Source organism: Mycobacterium sp. 3519A (assembly GCF_900240945.1).
Lineage (GTDB): Bacteria > Actinomycetota > Actinomycetes > Mycobacteriales > Mycobacteriaceae > Mycobacterium.
In genome coordinates this window covers 1,740,040-1,758,535 of the sequence record NZ_OESG01000014.1, presented here as the reverse complement: position 1 = coordinate 1,758,535, position 18,496 = coordinate 1,740,040, and the positions used below count along the sequence as shown (strand labels likewise).

18 protein-coding genes are annotated in these 18,496 nt (G+C 65.7%); 10 read left to right on the top strand and 8 right to left on the bottom strand.

Features of this window, described 5'->3' with window-relative positions; all coding sequences use genetic code 11:
• Positions 1-3 precede the first annotated feature (3 nt).
• Positions 4-1,542, top strand: a complete 1,539-nt coding sequence (gene fadD17, locus C1A30_RS29580) for a long-chain-fatty-acid--CoA ligase FadD17 (protein WP_101951774.1) — start codon at positions 4-6, stop codon at positions 1,540-1,542.
• Here the strand turns inward: fadD17 and C1A30_RS29575 are convergent.
• On the bottom strand, positions 1,506-2,081 hold the full coding sequence (locus C1A30_RS29575; protein ID WP_101951773.1) for a hypothetical protein: 576 nt from the start codon (positions 2,079-2,081) through the stop codon (positions 1,506-1,508). The genes fadD17 and C1A30_RS29575 overlap by 37 nt on opposite strands.
• A gap of 23 nt (positions 2,082-2,104) precedes the next feature.
• Between C1A30_RS29575 and C1A30_RS29570 the strand changes: the two genes are divergently transcribed.
• On the top strand, positions 2,105-2,833 hold the full coding sequence (locus C1A30_RS29570) for a helix-turn-helix transcriptional regulator (protein WP_101951772.1): 729 nt from the start codon (positions 2,105-2,107) through the stop codon (positions 2,831-2,833).
• On the opposite strand, the gene C1A30_RS29565 is transcribed toward C1A30_RS29570, so the two are convergent.
• Entirely contained in the window at positions 2,770-3,168 is a 399-nt protein-coding gene (locus C1A30_RS29565; protein ID WP_101952971.1) for a VOC family protein, read from the bottom strand. The genes C1A30_RS29570 and C1A30_RS29565 overlap by 64 nt on opposite strands.
• 127 nt (positions 3,169-3,295) lie before the next feature.
• On the opposite strand from C1A30_RS29565, the gene C1A30_RS29560 reads away from it, so the two are divergent.
• The gene (locus C1A30_RS29560) at positions 3,296-3,955 is read left to right on the top strand and encodes an LpqN/LpqT family lipoprotein (RefSeq protein WP_101951771.1); all 660 of its coding nucleotides are present in this window, start codon (positions 3,296-3,298) and stop codon (positions 3,953-3,955) included.
• Between the two features lie 125 nt (positions 3,956-4,080).
• On the opposite strand, the gene C1A30_RS29555 is transcribed toward C1A30_RS29560, so the two are convergent.
• Positions 4,081-5,202 (bottom strand): nitronate monooxygenase family protein, encoded by a 1,122-nt coding sequence (locus tag C1A30_RS29555; protein WP_101952970.1) that lies wholly within the window; start codon positions 5,200-5,202, stop codon positions 4,081-4,083.
• Positions 5,202-6,854: an acyl-CoA synthetase gene (locus C1A30_RS29550; protein WP_101951770.1), complete on the bottom strand. Its 1,653-nt coding sequence runs from the start codon at positions 6,852-6,854 to the stop codon at positions 5,202-5,204. Before C1A30_RS29550 ends, C1A30_RS29555 begins: the two co-directional genes overlap by 1 nt.
• A 69-nt stretch (positions 6,855-6,923) precedes the next feature.
• Between C1A30_RS29550 and C1A30_RS29545 the strand changes: the two genes are divergently transcribed.
• A complete protein-coding gene (locus tag C1A30_RS29545) occupies positions 6,924-7,724 on the top strand; it encodes a crotonase/enoyl-CoA hydratase family protein (protein ID WP_101951769.1) in 801 nt (266 codons plus the stop codon).
• 25 nt (positions 7,725-7,749) lie between these two features.
• Complete coding sequence (locus C1A30_RS29540) at positions 7,750-9,141, top strand: MFS transporter (protein ID WP_101951768.1); 1,392 nt, start codon at positions 7,750-7,752, stop codon at positions 9,139-9,141.
• Here C1A30_RS29540 and C1A30_RS29535 read toward each other — a convergent pair.
• From C1A30_RS29535 to C1A30_RS29520, 4 genes are read right to left on the bottom strand one after another with little or no spacing between them, the layout of a single operon-like run.
• A complete protein-coding gene (locus tag C1A30_RS29535) occupies positions 9,122-10,876 on the bottom strand; it encodes a fatty acyl-AMP ligase (protein ID WP_101951767.1) in 1,755 nt (584 codons plus the stop codon). The genes C1A30_RS29540 and C1A30_RS29535 overlap by 20 nt on opposite strands.
• Positions 10,877-10,931: 55 nt before the next feature.
• On the bottom strand, positions 10,932-12,125 hold the full coding sequence (locus C1A30_RS29530; RefSeq protein WP_101951766.1) for a cytochrome P450: 1,194 nt from the start codon (positions 12,123-12,125) through the stop codon (positions 10,932-10,934).
• The gene (locus C1A30_RS29525) at positions 12,122-12,841 is read right to left on the bottom strand and encodes an acetoacetate decarboxylase family protein (RefSeq protein WP_101951765.1); all 720 of its coding nucleotides are present in this window, start codon (positions 12,839-12,841) and stop codon (positions 12,122-12,124) included. Before C1A30_RS29525 ends, C1A30_RS29530 begins: the two co-directional genes overlap by 4 nt.
• A gap of 43 nt (positions 12,842-12,884) precedes the next feature.
• Positions 12,885-13,925 carry an LLM class F420-dependent oxidoreductase gene (locus C1A30_RS29520; protein WP_101951764.1) on the bottom strand — a complete coding sequence of 347 codons (1,041 nt, stop codon included), beginning with the start codon at positions 13,923-13,925 and terminating at the stop codon, positions 12,885-12,887.
• Positions 13,926-13,983: 58 nt separating this feature from the next.
• Between C1A30_RS29520 and C1A30_RS29515 the strand changes: the two genes are divergently transcribed.
• From C1A30_RS29515 to C1A30_RS29495, 5 genes are read left to right on the top strand one after another with little or no spacing between them, the layout of a single operon-like run.
• Positions 13,984-14,973: a Zn-ribbon domain-containing OB-fold protein gene (locus tag C1A30_RS29515; protein WP_101951763.1), complete on the top strand. Its 990-nt coding sequence runs from the start codon at positions 13,984-13,986 to the stop codon at positions 14,971-14,973.
• A 13-nt stretch (positions 14,974-14,986) separates the two neighbouring features.
• Positions 14,987-16,042, top strand: coding sequence for a thiolase domain-containing protein (locus C1A30_RS29510; RefSeq protein ID WP_101951762.1), 1,056 nt, complete (start codon positions 14,987-14,989; stop codon positions 16,040-16,042).
• On the top strand, positions 16,042-17,211 hold the full coding sequence (locus C1A30_RS29505) for a thiolase domain-containing protein (protein WP_101951761.1): 1,170 nt from the start codon (positions 16,042-16,044) through the stop codon (positions 17,209-17,211). The genes C1A30_RS29510 and C1A30_RS29505 overlap by 1 nt, the downstream gene beginning before the upstream one ends.
• A gap of 5 nt (positions 17,212-17,216) precedes the next feature.
• Positions 17,217-18,095: a TIGR03619 family F420-dependent LLM class oxidoreductase gene (locus C1A30_RS29500; protein WP_101952969.1), complete on the top strand. Its 879-nt coding sequence runs from the start codon at positions 17,217-17,219 to the stop codon at positions 18,093-18,095.
• Positions 18,092-18,496: a nuclear transport factor 2 family protein gene (locus tag C1A30_RS29495; RefSeq protein WP_101951760.1), complete on the top strand. Its 405-nt coding sequence runs from the start codon at positions 18,092-18,094 to the stop codon at positions 18,494-18,496. The genes C1A30_RS29500 and C1A30_RS29495 overlap by 4 nt, the downstream gene beginning before the upstream one ends.

Below are 18,496 nucleotides of genomic sequence, written 5' to 3'. Positions count from 1 at the left end.
CTCGTGGCTGAAGGCCTGCCGACCGTCACCGAACTGCTGGCCCCGCTGATCGACGTCGACGAGCGGGGGGTGTACTTCGAGGACACCTTCACCAGTTGGCGTGACCACATCCAGCAGGGCGCCGCGATCGCTGCGGCGTTGCGGGCACGCCTTGATCCGGGCAAGCCGCCGCACGTGGGTGTGCTGCTGCAGAACACGCCGGTGTTCTCCGCTGTGCTGGTCGCGGCGGCGCTGACAGGGATCGTGCCGGTGGGCCTGAACCCGGTGCGGCGTGGCGCGGCCCTGGCTCGCGACGTTGCACATGCGGATTGCCAAGTGGTGCTGGCGGATTCGGCATCGGCCGACGGCCTGGACGGCGACTACGTCGACGTCGACTCGCCGGGGTGGGCGAACGAGGTCGCCGCCTTTTACGACGTCCCGGTCGAACCGTACGACGCGGACCCCGGCGACCTGTTCATGCTGATCTACACGTCGGGCACCAGCGGTGACCCCAAGGCCGTGAAATGCAGCCAGGGCAAGGTCGGCATTGCGGGCGCGATGATGACGCAACGCTTCTCGCTCGGGACAGCCGACATCTGCTACGTGTCGATGCCGCTGTTCCATTCGAACGCGGTACTGGTCGGTTGGTCGGTGGCGGTCGCGTGCGGTGGCTCACTTGCGTTGCGGCGCAAGTTCTCCGCGTCGCAATTCATGCCCGATGTCCGACGCTTTCGTGCCACGTACGCCAATTACGTCGGCAAGCCGCTGTCCTATGTGCTCGCCACTCCCGAGCGCCCCGACGACGCGGACAATCCGCTGCGCGCGGTGTACGGGAACGAGGGCGCACCGGCGGATGTCGAGCGGTTCGCCGAGCGGTTCAACACCGTGGTGATGGACGGGTTCGGGTCGACGGAGGGCGGCATCGCGATCGGCCGAACGCCGGACACTCCGCCGGGGGCGCTGGGCCCACTGCCGCCGGGCACCGAGATCATCGATGTCCAGACCGGCGAGCCGTGCCCGGCCGGCGTGACCGGTGAGCTGGTGAACACCTCGGACGCAGGACGTTTCGAGGGTTATTACAACGATCCCGATGCCGAGGCCGAACGGATGCGCGACGGCGTCTATCACAGCGGCGACCTCGCCTACCGCGACGAGAACGGCTACGCGTACTTCGCGGGGAGGCTCGGCGACTGGTTGCGGGTGGACGGCGAAAATCTCGGGTCTGCCCCGATAGAACGCGTGCTGCTGCGTCATCCCGATGTGGTCGAAGTGGCGGTGTACGGCATCCCCGCCCCCGATGTCGGCGATCAGGTGATGGCTGCGGTGGTGTTGCGCGACGGCGCACGATTCGACGCCGACGAGTTCAGGACCTTCCTGGCCGAGCAGTCGGATCTCGGGCCCAAGCAATGGCCGTCGTTCGTCCGCGTCGGCACGGAGCTGCCGAGGACCGAGACCTTCAAGGTGGTCAAACGGCAGCTCCAGGCCGAGGGCACCGAGTGCAAGGACCCGGTGCACCCGATCGAACGTCAACGTTCATGGACGAATGGGCCGCTCCACAACTGAGGGCGGTAGCGGCGCACTGCATTCTCGACGCGCGCCGCGTCGTCGCCGTACGGCGAGACGTTGTAACGGAAGCAGCCTGAGGAGTAGCCCGCTGCCGGTGGATCGACGCGATGCCAGTCACCGCGTATACGTCGCCGTCCAGCCGCGAAATCCGGTTGTGTCAAATAGATTTCCAAAGCCGACAATGTCTTGGTCTTGATGCCGCGGTAGGTGCCTTCGTACGAGCCGAAACCGACAGCCGCGATCTCCGACCATTCGATCGTGTCGCCTCGCCTGCCGTCGAACGGGTGGATTCCTTCGTCATCGATCGCAATACCCATGCCGCGCAATGTCTTCGGCACCCGCCACGCCGTCCATAGAAACGGGATGGCGAAGACGACGGTGAGCACGCCCATGACCGCCTGTTCGACGCGCGTAGTCGTGCCCGACAACAGCGTGATCAGCGGTCCGGCGGCCAACGCCGCCGTCACCGCCAGCACACCGAATGCCATCCACGGGCTCCAGCGGGTGAGGACAATGCGCTCCTCCGCCGTTGTCATGGGGCAACGGTAACCTGGCCACCGTGGGCTATCGCGAGTTTCTGCCCCCGAACGCGCTGCGCGACCTGGTCGAATGCGCGTGGGTGGTGGATGGCCCCGCCGAAGAGGTGCGTGTGCTGCCCGACGGCTGTATGGACCTGATACGCATGAACGGCCGCGTCGTGGTGGCCGGACCCGACACCAGCGCATCGGTCAGTCCGCGCGATGGAGAACCGTTCGTGGGCTTGCGGTTTCATCCGGGCACGCTGCCGCGCCTGCTTGGCGTACCCGCTGCCGAATTGCGCAACGAGCGCGTGCCCCTGGCCGAACTGCGCAGCGGACTGTCCCGGCACGCGTCGCTGACCGACCTGGCAACGGCCCTGGCATCGCGGGAACCAACCGTCGAGACGGCGCCGTGGCCGCTACCGCTCCTGCAGTTCGTCACCAGCAGGGTGGCCGCGGGGTGCGCGGTCGGTGACATCGCGAGTGAAATCGGTTGGTCGCGTCGAAGCCTGCAGCGCCAATGCGCTTCGGTGTACGGCTACGGTCCGGCGATGTTGCGTCGCATCCTGCGATTCCGGCGCGCGCTTGTGCTGTTGGATCGCGGCCTGCCGCCCGGCGAGGTGGCCGCCCGCGCCGGGTATGCGGACCAACCGCATCTGCACCGCGAAGTGCGCAACCTCGCGGGTGTCCCGCTTGCGTCTTTCCGTCAGGACGGTAGTGCGGCGAACACGTCGACCCAGTTGCCGTCCGGGTCGGCGACGGTCGCGTAACGCATCCCCCACGGCGCGTCGTAGGGCGCCAACGGACCGGCATGCCCCGCCGCGGTCACCTTCTCGAACAGCGCGTCGACCTGCGCGGGCGACCCGACGCCAAGCGCCAGCGCCAGCCTGCCCGCCGAGGGCGGTGGCGGTGTCCAGCCTGGGTGCATTCCGGCGATCGTCTCGTCTGTGTCGAGCGAGAGGGTATTTCCGCCGGGCAACTCGACCGCCACGTGCGGCACCTCCGGGTCCGGCACCGGCAGGCCGAGGAGTCGGTAGAACTCGATCGAACGGGCCAGGTCGCTGGCGAACACCTGGAAAACGGCTGAAGTGAGCGCAATGTCCATGCCCAGCACGCTAGGCGGGCGGGCGCGGACCCGTCGTGAACAAATCGGACAAAGCTGACTTTCAGGACCACCGGCTAGCCTCGCCACGTCGGCGACCGCCGGCACCGGACTGACAGGAGTCTTTTTCGTGAAGCGCGCAGCCATCGGTGGTGCCGCCGCGGTAGTCGCCGGGATCGCGATCGTGCTGTCCGGCTGCGGCTCTGACACCAAGACGGCACCCACCGCCTCGACGCCGCCCACCCATTCGTCGACAACCGCCAAGGGCCCGCAGCCGACGATCGCCAGCTACATCGCGGAGAACAACATCCAGGAGACGCCGGTCAAGCACGGCGACGCGGGGTCACCCAAAATCGATCTGACGCCACCGGCCGGCTGGGCGGACGCGGATTCCGATACACCTGATTGGGCTTACGGCGCACTCGTTTACAAGGGTCCGGGCGCCGGTGACTACACGCCAAGCATCGTCGCGCTGATGTCCAAGCTGACCGGCAGGGTCGACCCGCAGAAGATCCTCGACGTCGCGCCCGGTGAGCTCACCAACCTCCCGGGCTGGAAGCCGATGAGCGCGGCCCGGCCCAGCACTCTCGGCAACTACCGCGCGGTCCAGCTCAGCGGCACGTGGACGCAGGACGGCCAGACGAAGGTCGTCGCGCAGAAGACGGTCGTCATTCCCGAGAAGGACGGGGTCTACGTGCTGCAACTCAACGCCGACGGTCTGGAGGCCGAGAAGGAGATCGTCGGCGCGGCGACCGATGTGACGGATTCGGACACCAAGATCACGCCGTGACCCTGCGATCGTCGAAAGTGACGTTTTGCAGATGTCCACTCGAACTTTCTCTGCGAAACGTATCTTTCGCGATTCCAGGCTAAGCGAGCCGATCCAGTGCGGCGGCCAACTCAGCGGGACTCTAGCTAACCCTCGCGGATTTCGTCGAGCTTGCGCGTGGCGTCCTCGAAACCCGCGACCAGCTCGGCGATGATGTCGGCCACCGGCCGGATCTCGTTCATCCGGCCGACGATCTGGCCTACCGGCATCGCGACGGTGTCCGGGTTGTCGGACTCGTTCATCCGCTGATGGGCCTCGCTGACGAGGATGTTCTGCAACGGCATCGGCAATGGCTCCGGCGCGTCGGGGGCGTCCCATGCGTCGGTCCATCGAGACTTGAGCAGGCGGGCCGGCTTGCCGGTGTAGATGCGGCGGCGCACCGTATCGCTGGAGGTGGCTCGCAGCAGCGCCTCCTGGATCGTCGACACGCCGGTGGGTTTGCGGTGCCCGAGGTCGTACTCGGCCGACGTCAGGAACGCCGAGCCCATCCAGACCCCTTGCGCGCCAAGGGCCAACGCTGCGGCGACCTGCCTGCCGGTACCGATACCGCCCGCCGCGAGCACCGGCGCCCTGCCGCCCAACGCGTCGACGATCTCAGGCCACAGCACCATCGACCCGATCTCGCCGGTGTGCCCGCCGGCCTCGTGACCCTGCGCGACGACGATGTCGACACCGTTGTCCACATGGCGTTGCGCGTGTTTGGCGCTGCCTGCCAGCGCGGCAACCGGGACACCGGCCCCATGCGCCTGGTCGATGACGTCCTTCGGCGGCGAGCCAAGAGCGTTGGCGATCAACTTGATCGGATGCTTCAACGCCACCTCGACGTGCGAACGCGCCACCGAGTGCAGCCAGCCAAGCACCCCTTCGTTGCGCTCGCCGTCTTCCGGCAGCGGCGGAACGCCAAGATCGGCAAGGGTTTTGGCGACGAAGTCGCGATGGCTCTGCGGGATCAGCTTGTCGATGTCGACGGCCGAACCCTCCTGCGGCACCTGGGCAGGCATCACCACGTCGACGCCGTACGGCTTGCCGTCGGTGTTCTCGTCCATCCAGCGAAGCACGTTCTCGAGGTCGTCGGCGTCGTTGAACCGCACGCATCCGAGCACCCCGAGGCCGCCCGCCTTGCTGACCGCCGCCGCCACCTTCTCCGACGGCGTGAAGACGAAGATCGGGTACTCGATGCCGAAGCGGTCACACAGCGCGGTCCGCATCACGTACTGGACCCCACATGGTTTGCGTGCGCGTCATCGGCAGGGCGCTCCTCGGTGGTGTCCTTGGCCCACCGGTAATCCGGCTTGCCCGCCGGGGTGCGGTGAATCTCGTCGACCCACCAAACCTTGCGCGGCACCTTGTATCCCGCGATCTCCTGACGGACGAACGCGTCGAGCTCGGCCAGCGTCGGATTGGTGCCCGGCCTGCGGTGCACGACGGCGGCCACACACTGTCCGTAACGCTCGTCAGGCACCCCGACCACCAGCGCGTCGAACACGTCGGGATGTCCCTTGAGCGCGGCCTCCACCTCTTCGGGGTAGATCTTCTCGCCGCCGCTGTTGATCGACACCGAACCGCGGCCGAGCATCGTGACGGTCCCGTCGGCCTCGACCTCCGCGTAGTCACCCGGGATCGCGTAGCGGACACCGTTGAACGTCTTGAATGTCTCCGCGGTCTTTTTCTCGTCCTTGTAGTAGCCGACCGGGATGTTGCCCTTCTTGGCGATGACGCCGCGCACGCCCGACCCGGGTTTGACCTCGTTACCGTTCTCGTCGAGCACCACGGTGCGATGGTCGATCGTGACGCGCGGTCCGCCGGTGTGCGACTGGCCCTTTGCGACGATGCTCGTTCCACCGAACCCCGTCTCGGACGAACCGATCGAGTCGGTGATGACCCGGTTCGGCAGCAGTTCGAGGAACTTTTCCTTGATGCTGGTCGAGAACAGCGCCGCGGTGCTGGCGAGCAGGAACAGGCTCGACAAGTCGGGCTCGTGCCCGTCGTCGTGCAACTTGGTCAACGCGTCCAGCAGCGGCCGCGCCATCGCGTCGCCGGTGAAGAACAACAGATTGACCTTGTGCTTCTCGATGGTCCGCCACACCTCGTCGGCATCGAATTCCGGTGCGAGCACGGTGGTTTGGCCCGAGAACAGCGACATCCAGGTCGCCGATTGCGTGGCGCCGTGGATCATCGGCGGGATCGGGTAGCGGATCATCGGCGGATTCTCGGCGGCGGCCTTCGCCAGGTCGTACTCGTCCTTGACGAATTCGCCGGTGGCAAAGTCCGTGCCGCCGAACAGGACTCGATAGATGTCCTCGTGGCGCCACATCACGCCCTTCGGGAAACCAGTGGTGCCGCCGGTGTACAGCAGGTAGATGTCGTCGGCGCTGCGCTCACCGAAGTCGCGCTCCGGCGAGCCCTGCTCCAGGGCCGTGTAGAACTCCACACCGCCGTAGCGCTCGAAGTCGTCGTCACTACCGTCCTCGACCACCAGGACGGTCTTCACGTTCGGCGTCTCGGGCAGCACGTTGGCCACCCGGTCCGCGTACCGGCGCTCGTGCACGACCGCGACCATGTCGGAGTTCTCGAACAGATACTTCAGTTCGCCCTCGACATAGCGGAAGTTGACGTTGACCAGAATGGCGCCGGCCTTCACGATGCCAAGCATCGCGATCACGATCTCGATGCGGTTGCGGCAATACAGACCGACCTTGTCGTCCTTCCGCACGCCCTGGTCGACGAGGTAGTGAGCCAACCGGTTGGCCTTCTCCTCCAACTGGGCGTAGGTGATCTGTTCGTCACCGCAGATCAGGGCGACACGGTCAGGCACAGCGTCGATGGCGTGCTCGGCGAGGTCGGCAATGTTCAGGGCCACGAGACCTAAACTAGAACGTGTTACATTTTCATTCAAGTCTGTGGCATCGACGCAGGAAGGCGGACGCCCGTGAGCCAACCCGAAAAGGGTCCCGACGCCCTCATTGAGCAGCGCGGACACACGTTGATCCTGACGCTGAACCGGCCCGAGGCGCGCAACGCGCTTTCCACCGAGATGCTCTCGATCATGGTCGAGGCCTGGGACCGCGTCGACAACGATCCGGAAATCCGTTCCTGCATCCTGACCGGCGCGGGCGGCTACTTCTGCGCCGGCATGGACCTGAAGGCCGCGACGGCCAAGCCGCCGGGCGACTCGTTCAAGGACGGCAGCTACGACCCGTCGCGCATCGACGCCCTGCTCAAAGGTCGACGGCTGACCAAGCCGCTGATCGCCGCGGTCGAAGGCCCGGCGATCGCGGGCGGCACCGAGATCCTGCAGGGCACCGACATCCGGGTCGCCGGCGACAGCGCCAAGTTCGGCATCTCCGAGGCCAAGTGGAGCCTGTACCCGATGGGCGGCTCAGCGGTTCGACTGGTGCGCCAGATTCCCTACACCGTCGCGTGCGATCTGCTGCTGACCGGCAGGCACATCACCGCCGCCGAGGCCAAGGAGATGGGCTTGATCGGCTACGTGGTGCCCGACGGCACGGCGCTGGACAAGGCGCTGGAGATCGCCGAGGTGATCAACAACAACGGGCCGCTCGCCGTACAGGCGATCCTGCGGACCATCCACGAAACCGAGGGTCTGCACGAGAACGAGGCGTTCAAGATCGACACCAAGATCGGTATCGAGGTGTTTCTGTCCGACGACGCCAAGGAAGGGCCCTTGGCGTTCAAGGAGAAACGTGCGCCGAACTTCAAGATGAAGTAGGGCAAGCGCCACTACAGTCATCCCGATGGTCCCCCTGTCGGGCAAACGCGTTGCGTTCATGGTCGCAGCGTTGCTCGTTGCGGTGATGTCGTTCCAACTCAACGCGACCATGCTCGCTCCCGCGATCCGCGACATCGAAACCGAACTCGGCGACGGCGCGTTCGCGGCGATGTCTACGTACTTCTATCTCGCGGGTGCAGTCGGCAACGTGGTGCTGGTCCGGTGGAGCGATTTCGTCGGACGCAAACGGATGATCTTCGGTGTACTCGGCGTGCTGTTCATCGGCTGCCTGATGTGCGTCGTCAGCACGTCGCTGCCGATCGTGCTGATCGGCCGGTTCCTACAGGGTGTCAGTAACGTGACGTTCGGGCTGGCGTTCCTGATCATGCGAGAACGCCTGGACGGCAAGACATTCGGATTCTGCAGCGGCCTGGTCACCGCGATGTCGGGCGGGGTCGCGGGTGTCGACGGCCTGGTCGGCGGTTATCTGTCGGACAACTTCGGCTACCGGTCGATTTTCGCCCTGATCGGCGTCGTGGGCCTACTCGGCATCGTGCTGTGCGCGGTGTCGGTGCCCGCCGACGAACCGGACCGGGTCGCGCCGGGCCGGATGGATTGGGCCGGTGCCGCCTTGATCGCACTGGGCGTGGCGGGCATCAACCTGTTCTTCTCGTCGGGCGGAAATTCGGGATGGACGTCGCCGCTCGCGCTCGGGTTCATCATCGCCGCCATGGTGGCGCTCGTGGCACTCGTCGTCGTCGAGAAGCGGTTGGCGCATCCGCTGGTGAACATCGACCAGATCCGGTCGCGCGAGGCGTGGCCGCTGATCGTCTTGACCATCCTCAACATGGGGTCGTTCCTGGTGGTACTCGGCTTCATCGTGCCGTACATCGCCGAGGACAAGGACTCCGGTTTCGGTTTGAGCGGCGTGATGACGGCGCTGCTGTTCATCACGCCCGCGGCCCTCATCCAGTTGGTCGTCTCACCGTTGGCCGGGCGCACGGCGGTACGCATCGGTTTCGTGACGCTGCTGCGCGTCGGTATGGTCAGCGCATTGGTCGTGATGGTGCTGCTGGCGCTCTTCGCGCACAGCTTGGCGCTGCTCGCGATCTTCGTGGCGCTGCTGGGCGTCACATACTTCGGAATGGCGATGACCGCGATGGGGATCCTGGGCGTGGTGCAGGCCCCCGAGGACGAACCCGGATCGCTGCCCGGTATCAGCAACGCGGCCTACGGCATCGGCTCGTCGCTCGGATTCGCCTGGGCCGGCCCGATCGTCGGCTCGGGCACGGCATCGAGTTTCCAATTGGCGCTGTGGATTTGCATCGGCATCGGCTCCGTGTCGCTGGTGATGAGCCTGATTCTGCGGCCGCGGAAGAACGCGAGAGTCGCAGGGCCTATTGCTCTGCACCACTGAGATAGCGGGCGCGACTGGCCCACCGGGCGAGCTTGCCGCTGGTGGTGCGCGGGATGGCGCCTGCGGGCACGAAGCGGACCTCGAACACCGGCAGGCCGTGTTTGTGCGCCACCAACTTACGGATCGCGTCGATCGCCGGTGCGGGATCCTCGCGGGCGGTGCCCGCCGCCCGCTCGGCGATGATCACCAGGCGCTGCTGGTCGTCGGTGAACGCGGCGACGTAACCTCGCCGCACCATCGATGATGCCTCGGCCGTGGTGGCCTCGATGTCCTGCGGATAATGCTGCGCACCGTCGACGGTGATGAGGTCCGCGATTCTGCCGGTCACGTACAGTTCGCCGTTGAGGTACACGCCAAGATCGCCGGTACGAAGCCAATTACCTGGCCGGGTCGGCAATTTCGCCTCAAACGTGCGGCGGCTTTCTTCGGGCCTGCCCCAGTAACCCCGGCAGACGTTGTCGCCCTGCAGCCAGATTTCGCCGACGCGCCCCTCGGGCAACTCGGCACCGGCGCAGGGGTCGACGATGACAGCGCGCTGGCTGCGTGCCACCTGACCGCACGCCACATGAGCCATCGCGTCGGGACTGTCAGCACTGGTGCGCACCGCTTCGCCGTGGGCCAACCGCCGCCGGTCGAAGTAGCTGACGCCTGCCTGCGCCGCCGGTGCGATGGTCGAGACGAACAGCGTCGCCTCGGCGATCCCGTAGGACGGTTTGATCGCCGTTCGCGGTAAACCAAAGGGCGCGAACGCGTTACTGAACGCTTCGACGGCGTCCATGCTCACCGGTTCGGACCCGATGATCATCACGACGTTGCTCAGGTCGACGTCGTCACCGGCCTGCGGTACGCCGCGCTGGGCGGCCCACTCGTAGGCGAAGTTGGGTGCGGCGGTGACGACGCGACCGTTGCGAGAACCTGCGGACAGCGCCCTGATCCACCGCTGCGGCCTACGCAGAAACGCAGTGGGCGCCATCAGCGTCGAGTGGCCGCCGTACACCGCGGGGAAGCCGATCATGGACAGCCCCATGTCGTGGTAGAGCGGTAACCAACTGACGCCGTGGGTGTTTCGGTCCAACAGGTCGATCGACAGAATCATCTGGATCAGGTTGGTTCCGACCGCCCGGTGTGTGACTTCGACGCCGACGGGAGGTCGCGTGGCACCGCCGGTGTACTGCAGATGCGAGACGTCGGCGACATCGAGGACTATCGGGGTGAACGCGTCCGCCGCGGAGTCAGGTATCTCGTCGATCGCAATGACGGGCGGCCGACGGGCGGCGGGGACGGTCGCCAAGAACTCTTCCACCGGCCCCCTCGCTGCCGCGGTGGTGAGCACCAGCGCGGGCCTGGCGTCGTCGAGCGCAACTTGAAGACGCTCCGCGTGACCGGGCAGCTCGGGGGCAAACAACGGCACCGCAATGGTTCCCGCCTTCACCGCCGCGAAGAAGCCCGCGACGTAGTCGAGTCCCTGCGGCGCCAGGATCGCCACCCGATCACCGCGCACGGTGGCCTGCTGCACGCGCGCGCCGATCGCCCGTAACCGGACCCCGAGCTGGGTCCAGGTGATCTCGCTGGGCTGTCCCGCCTCCGAGCGGGTGAAGTCCAGATAACGGTAGGCCACCGAGTCGCCGACGTTGTCGATGTTGCGGTCGATGAGCGATATCAACGTGACTCCGGGCGGAAGCGCGATATCGCCGTGAACGTCGAGGCAGTCCTCGATCTGCAGCAGCCCGGCCATGACCGCAGTGTAGGCACGTCCGACGACCGATGGCCGCTGCCTGTGACGGACCTCGCTAGCCCCCGAGCACCCGTTTGGTGGGGGTGAAGGTCACCGGCATCGACTCCAGGCCGCTGACGAAGTTCGCCGGTCGCAGCGGAAGGTCCGCGTCGTCGGCGAGTTGCAGGTCCGGCAGCCGCTGCAGGACCCGACGCGTCATGTTGACCAGCTCGATTCGGGCCAGCTGGTTACCGAGACAGAAATGCGTACCGAAGCCAAACGCCAAGTGGCTGTTCGGATCTCGCTGAACGTTGAAGGTGTCGGGATCGCCGAAGACTGCTTCATCGAAGTTCGCCGACTCGAACATCAGCATCATCTTCTCACCCTTACGCAGTTCCGTACCGTGGAACTCGGTGTCGGCAGTGAGCGTGCGACACATGTTCTTCAACGGCGACGTCCAGCGCAGCATCTCCTCGATTGCGGTGGGAACCAAGTCGGGATCGGCCCGCAGCAGGTCCCACTGGTCGGGATGCCGAATCAGCTGCTCGGTTCCACCTGAGATCGTGTGACGGGTCGTCTCGTCGCCACCAACGAGGATCAGCAGGCTCTCCTGCAGGATGTCGTCGTCGGACAGTCGTTCACCGTCGACCTCCGCGTGCACCAGGACACTGATCAAGTCGTCGGTGGGCTGGGCGCGTCGCTGTTCGATCTTGTTGCGGGTGTAGTCGTTGTAGGCGATGAAGGCGTCGAGGGTGACCTGCATATCGGCTTCGGAGACAGTGGAACTGAGTCCGACCATCATCTCGTCGGACCACTTCAGGAACATCTCCCGCTCGTCGGGCAGCACCCCGAGCATGTCGCCGATGACCGCCATGGGCAGGGGTGCGGCGATGTCTCGGACGAAATCGCATTCGCCGCGTTCGCAGACCGCGTCGATGAGCCAGTCGCACAGCACGCCGATGGAGTCGCTCTGGACCTTCAACCGCTTTCGGGTGAAGCCGGCGTTGACGAGCTTGCGGCGCAACAGATGTGCCGGATCGTCCATGTCGATCATCATCGGCAGCGGATCTTGATCGGGGCGGATGCCGCCCGCATTCGAGAACAACTCGGGATTGCGCTCGGCATCGATCACCGCCTGGTAAGTCGTCGCGGCGGCCAACCCGTTGCGATCCCGGAACACCGGCTCGTTGGCCCGCATCCAGCGGTACGCCTCGCGGGGCCGGTCCGCGTAAAAAGAGCCATCGGCCAGATCCACATCGGGCTTGGTCATCGTCGAACCTCCTGCGCGTCCACGAACGACATCTCCACGTTGTCCGCCGAACTCGAGACCAACGCGCGTTTCGGGAAGCCCAGCGAGGCCAGCTCCTTCGCGTAGGAGTGCTCGCCTAACCGCACCCGCGCGCCGCCGATTCGATAGCGCACGCCCTGAAACGAAACCTGATAGGGGCTTTCTCGTGTCAGCCCGTCCAGGCAGGAGTACGCGCGCAACTCCTGCGACCCCGGCATGAGGGCCGACGGCACCGTTAGTCCCCGGTTGAACTCCATCCCGATCACGAACTGGCCGTCGATGCTGGCGTCGAAGCCGAACTGCTTGCCATCGCGAATAGTGAAGTCGGCCATGACTTTCGGGAAGCCCCAGATTGTCCGGCCGGCTTCCAATGTGAACGCTTGATCCACGAACATATGCGCGACGAAGGCCGATTGCAGTGCGGGTGCATCGCCGCGGGGCGGCTTGACCATCACGCACGTGCTGTACTCGTAGTACGGCCCGAGGTCACCGTCGATGAAGTGCGTCAGAATCAGCGTCGCAATAGCGCGGCCGCGAACAGGCCGGTACACCTGAAGACCGCTGTAGTCGATCAACCGCTGTGCGGCGTCCGCATCGACGGCGAACATCGCGTTGTGCTGGCTGGCCTTGCGGATCTTCACCGGCATGGTGAGCACGGTGCCTGCGATGGTGTGCTGCGACGACCCTGAAGCAGTCATTCGGCCAATCTAGAACGCGTTCTAGACAAGTAGCAAGAAGTGTCTACACCAGTCCGGCGAGGTCGCGGATCTGCTCGGGGGAGCGGGCGCCGACGACCATCATCGTGACACCGGCGGCCTCCCAGGCCTTGATCTGCTGCTGCACGTAGGGGAGGTCACCGACGATCGCCGAATCATCGACGAGTTCGTCGGGGATGATCTTGGCTGCTTCGTCTTTGCCGTCGGGGCGGCCCGAACGGAAATGGCGAGTCACGTCGTCGACCACCTCGGCGTAGCCCATCCGGCGGTAGACGTCGGCGTGGAAGTTGGTGTCCTCAGCCCCCATGCCGCCCATGTAGAGCGCCAGGTGCGGCTTCATCAACTCCATGACCGCGGGCCGATCGTCGGTCACCACTACCTGTGCGGTCGCGCAGATCTCGAACGTCTCCCTGGTCCGGCGTGCCCCCGGCCGGGCGAAGCCCTCGTCGAGCCACTCGTTGTACATGCTTGCGATCCGGGGAGAGTAGAAGATCGGCAGCCAGCCGTCACAGATCTCGGCGGCCAGCGCGACGTTCTTCGGGCCCTCGGCTCCCAGCATCACCGGGATGTCCGCGCGCAGCGGATGCGTGATCGGTTTGAGGTTCTTGCCGAGGCCGGTGGTGCCCTCGCCGGTCAGCGGCAGCGGGTAGTGCGGGCCGTCGCTGTGCACCGGGGCCTCGCGTGCCCACACCTGCCGCAGGATGTCGATGTACTCGCGGGTGCGAGCCAGCGGCTTGGGGAACTTCGCGCCGTACCAGCCCTCCACGACCTGTGGCCCCGACACTCCGAGCCCGAGGATGTGGCGCCCGCCGGACAGATGGTCGAGGGTCAGCGCCGCCATTGCGCACGCGGTCGGGGTCCGTGCCGACAACTGGATGACCGAGGTGCCGAGCCGCATCCGCTTGGTTTCCCGACCCCACCAAGCGAGCGGGGTGTAGGCGTCCGAGCCCCAGGCCTCCGCGGTGAACACGGTGTCGAAGCCCGCGTCCTCGGCCGCCGCCACCAGCTCGGCGTGGTTGTCCGGCGGCTGCGCGCCCCAATATCCGAGTTGCAGACCCAGCTTCATTTGCTCGCCACTCGACCCATGGTTGAAACTATTATTAGAACCTGTTCTACTCGAATCCGTGACCACCAGCCAAAGCAGCCCGGTGCAGATCGACGAGCATGAGCGGCCACTCTCGGCGCCACTGAAGCTCTCATTCGACTACACCCGTTCAGTCGGCCCACTCCTTAGCCAGTTCTTCACCGCCCTGCGCGGACGGCGGATCGTCGGTGTTCGCGGTTCGGATGGGCGAGTGCACGTGCCGCCTGCAGAGTACGACCCGATCACGTACGAACAATTGACCGAGATCGTACCGGTGAGCAGCGTCGGGACGGTGCTGTCGTGGACATGGCAGTCGACTCCGCTTCAGGGCCAACCACTGGATCGACCGTTCGCCTGGGCGTTGATCAAGCTGGACGGCGCAGACACCCCGATGTTGCACGCGGTCGACGTCGCCTCTGCCGACGCCATCAACACCGGCGACCGGGTGCACGCGCACTGGGTCGACGACCCGGTCGGCGCGATCACCGACATCGCCTATTTCCTGCCCGGCGAAAACGCCGAGCCTGAGGGCGGGCCGGACGATCGTGAACCGGTCAAGGTGCAGGTGGCGCCGTCGTCGATCGAGATCCAGCACACCGCATCGCTTCCCGAGAGCAAGTTCCTGCGCGCACTCGAAGAGGGCAAGCTGCTCGGCGCGCGCACCGGCGACAGCGGGAAGGTCTACTTCCCACCGAAGGAGGCCGATCCGGCCACCGGTCTGGAACTCGACCAGTTCGTCGAATTGCCCGACAAGGGCACGGTCACCACGTTCGCCATCATCAACATTCCGTTCCCTGGCCAGCGCATCAAGCCGCCCTACGTCGCGGCTTACGTGCTGCTCGACGGCGCCGACATCCCGTTTCTGCATCTGGTCACCGAGATCGATCCGGCCGACGTCCGGATGGGCATGCGCGTGCAGGCGGTGTGGAAGCCGCGCGAAGAGTGGGGCCTCGGCATCGACAACATCGACTACTTCCGGCCGACGGGCGAACCCGACGCGGACTACGACTCCTACAAGCACCACCTGTAAAGGGCTTGAAACAATGACCGATATCGCAGTCGTGGGCTTCGCGCACGCACCCCACGTCCGCCGCACCGACGGCACCACCAACGGCGTCGAGATGCTGATGCCGTGCTTTCACCAGCTCTACGACGAGCTCGGCCTGCAGCAGACCGACATCGGATTCTGGTGCTCGGGCTCGTCGGATTACCTTGCCGGCCGGGCCTTCTCGTTCATCTCGGCGATCGACTCGATCGGCGCGGTTCCGCCGATCAACGAGTCGCACGTCGAGATGGACGGGGCATGGGCGTTGTACGAGGCCTACATCAAACTGCTGACGGGCCAGGTCGAGACCGCACTGGTGTACGGGTTCGGCAAGTCGTCGGCGGGCACGCTGCGCCGGGTGCTGGCGCTGCAGACCGACCCCTACACCGTCGCGCCGCTGTGGCCGGATTCGGTGTCGATCGCCGGACTGCAGGCACGGATGGGCCTGGACACAGGCAAGTGGACGGCCGAAGACATGGCGCAGGTGGCGCTGGATTCCTTTGCGGCAGCGGGACGCACCGACTCCGAGAAGCCGGCCAAGAGCATCGATGAACTGCTGTCCCGACCCTACTTCGCCGACCCGCTGCGACGTCACGACATCGCACCGATCACCGACGGCGCATCGGCCATCGTGCTGGCGGCGGGCGACCGGGCTCGCGAACTGCGCGAAAACCCGGCCTGGATCACGGGTTTGGAGCACCGCATCGAAACCCCGATCCTCGGTGCCCGGGACCTGACCACCTCACCGTCGACGGCGGCGTCGGCTGAGGCCGCGACGGGTGGTGACACCGCATCCATCGACGTCGCCGAGATCTATGCGCCCTTCACCCACCAGCAGTTGATCCTCACCGAGGCGATCGGGTTGGGGTCGTCGACAAAGGTGAATCCGTCCGGCGGCGCGCTGGCTGCCAACCCGATGTTCTCAGCCGGACTGGAGCGCATCGGCTTTGCCGCACAGCACATCTTCGATGGTTCCGCCCAGCGCGTGCTCGCGCACGCCACGAGCGGCCCTGCGCTGCAACAGAATCTCGTCGCGGTCCTGGAGGGGAAATAGTGGCCAAGCAACTCGCCGCGGTGCTGGGCACCGGGCAGACGAAATACGTCGCCAAGCGCAAGGACGTCTCGATGAACGGCCTGGTGCGCGAGGCCATTGACCGGGCGCTGGAGGATTCCGGTTCGACGTTCGACGACATCGACGCCGTGGTGGTCGGCAAGGCGCCCGACTTCTTCGAGGGCGTGATGATGCCGGAGTTGTTCATGGCCGACGCCATGGGCGCGACGAACAAGCCGCTGATCCGCGTGCACACCGCGGGCTCGGTGGGTGGCTCCACGGCGATCGTCGCGGCCAGCCTGGTGCAGTCCGGTAAGTACCGCCGTGTTCTGACGATGGCATGGGAGAAGCAGTCGGAGTCGAACGCCATGTGGGCGTTGAGCATTCCGGTGCCGTTCACCAAGCCGGTGGGTGCGGGCGCAGGCGGGTACTTCGCCCCGCATGTGCGCGCGTACATTCGACGGTCCGGCGCCCCAACGCACATCGGCGCGATGGTGGCGGTCAAGGACCGGCGCAACGGCGCCAAGAACCCCCTTGCACACTTGCATCAACCGGACATCACTGTGGACAAGGTGATGGAGTCGCCGATGCTGTGGGATCCGATTCGCTACGACGAGACATGCCCGTCATCGGACGGTGCGGCGGCGATGGTGATCGGGGACGAGGCAGCCGCCGATGCGCGGGTGGCCGACGGTCATCCGGTGGCCTGGATCCACGCCACCTCGCTTCGCACCGAGCCGCTGGCCTATGCGGGTCGTGATCAGGTCAACCCGCAGGCGAGCCGCGATGCCGCGGCGGCGTTGTGGAAGGCGGCGGGGATCAGCAGCCCGATCGACGAAATCGACGCCGCCGAGGTGTATGTGCCGTTCTCCTGGTACGAGCCGATGTGGTTGGAGAGCCTGGGTTTCGCGCCGGAAGGCGAGGGCTGGAAGCTCACCGAAGCGGGCGAGACCGAGATCGGTGGCCGCATCCCGTTCAACGCCTCCGGCGGGGTGCTCTCGTCGAATCCGATCGGCGCGTCAGGGATGATCCGGTTCGCCGAGTCCGCGATCCAGGTCATGGGCAAGGCAGGCGATCATCAGGTGCCCGGCGCCCGTAAGGCCCTGGGGCATGCGTATGGCGGTGGTGCACAGTACTTCTCGATGTGGGTCGTAGCGGCGGATAAACCGTGAGCAAGATGAAGTACACGGTCAGCGTGGCGATGAGCCCGATCGAGCAACTGGTCGAAATCGCGAGGACCGCGGAGGAAGTCGGCTTCGACTCGATTGCGTTGCCCGATTCGATCTTCTACATGGAGAAGCAGTCGGCCGATTATCCGTACACCGCCGACGGATCGCGGATGTGGAACCAGGACACTCCGTGGGCCGATCCGTTGATCGTCGCAGGCGCGATGGGTGCGGTGACGTCGACGCTGCGGTTCTACACCAACGTGATGAAGTTGGGGTCGCGCAATCCGCTGCTGCTGGCGCGGCAGGTCGGCTCGGTGGCCAATCTGACGAACAACCGGTTCGGGTTCGGTGTCGGTATCGGTTGGGCACCTGAGGAATTCGAGTGGTGTGGGGTGCCGTACGCCAAGCGCGGCAAGCGCGTCGACGAGATGGTCGAGGTGATCAAGCTCGTCCTCGCCGGCGGCATGGTGGAATTCCACGGCGACTTCTACGACTTCGACAAGCTGCAGATGAGCCCGGCGCCGACTAAGCCGGTGCCGTTCTATGTCGGCGGGCACACCGACGTCGCGTTGCGGCGGGCCGCCCGCGTCGGCGACGGGTGGACAAGCGCGATGTTGACGTGCGACCAACTCACCGAGATCATCGGCAAACTGCAGGCCCTGCTTGCCGAATTCGGCCGCGCCGACGTGCCGTTCGAGTTCCAGGCGGTGTGCATCGACAAGTTCGATGTCGACGGGCACCGCGAACTCGCCGAGGCGGGCGTCACCGACAACATCGTCATTCCGTGGATCTTTGACGGCCATGGCTTCGACGCGCCGATCGAGAAGAAGAAGGATTCGCTGAAGCGGTTCGCCGACACCTTCATCCACTCGGGTTGGCAGCAGTGAGTGACGCGCCGGTCCACCTGGCCGGCAAGCGGTCCCGCGAAGCAGCGATGGCCCATGACAAAGAGGCGTGGCTTGCGGTGTTCGCCGACGACGCGGTCGTCGAGGATCCGATCGGGCCCTCGCACTTCGATCCGGAGGGCAAGGGCCACCGCGGCAAGGAAGCCATCGCCAGGTTCTACGACATGGCGATCGCACCGAGCGAACTCACGTTCAACTTCGAGAAGACCTATCAGTGCGGCAATGAGGAAGCCAACGTCGGCCACATCGGGATCAAGGCCGCCGGGTACGAGGTCACAGCCGAAGGGGTGTTCACCTACCGGGTGAACGACGAGGGCAAGATCGTTGCGCTGCGGGCCTATTGGGAACTCGACAAGGCCACCGCGAGCGCGCGCAAGATCTAA

Excerpts from the sequence above, each read along its gene's own strand:
- C1A30_RS29575 (WP_101951773.1), bottom strand. The coding sequence starts at position 2,081 with ATGACAACGGCGGAGGAGCGCATTGTCCTCACCCGCTGGAGCCCGTGG.
- C1A30_RS29565 (WP_101952971.1), bottom strand. The coding sequence starts at position 3,168 with ATGGACATTGCGCTCACTTCAGCCGTTTTCCAGGTGTTCGCCAGCGAC.
- C1A30_RS29555 (WP_101952970.1), bottom strand. The coding sequence starts at position 5,202 with ATGCGGACCGCGCTGTGTGACCGCTTCGGCATCGAGTACCCGATCTTC.
- C1A30_RS29540 (WP_101951768.1), top strand. The coding sequence starts at position 7,750 with ATGGTCCCCCTGTCGGGCAAACGCGTTGCGTTCATGGTCGCAGCGTTG.
- C1A30_RS29535 (WP_101951767.1), bottom strand. The coding sequence starts at position 10,876 with ATGGCCGGGCTGCTGCAGATCGAGGACTGCCTCGACGTTCACGGCGAT.
- C1A30_RS29530 (WP_101951766.1), bottom strand. The coding sequence starts at position 12,125 with ATGACCAAGCCCGATGTGGATCTGGCCGATGGCTCTTTTTACGCGGAC.
- C1A30_RS29525 (WP_101951765.1), bottom strand. The coding sequence starts at position 12,841 with ATGACTGCTTCAGGGTCGTCGCAGCACACCATCGCAGGCACCGTGCTC.
- C1A30_RS29520 (WP_101951764.1), bottom strand. The coding sequence starts at position 13,925 with ATGAAGCTGGGTCTGCAACTCGGATATTGGGGCGCGCAGCCGCCGGAC.
- C1A30_RS29510 (WP_101951762.1), top strand. The coding sequence starts at position 14,987 with ATGACCGATATCGCAGTCGTGGGCTTCGCGCACGCACCCCACGTCCGC.
- C1A30_RS29500 (WP_101952969.1), top strand. The coding sequence starts at position 17,217 with ATGAAGTACACGGTCAGCGTGGCGATGAGCCCGATCGAGCAACTGGTC.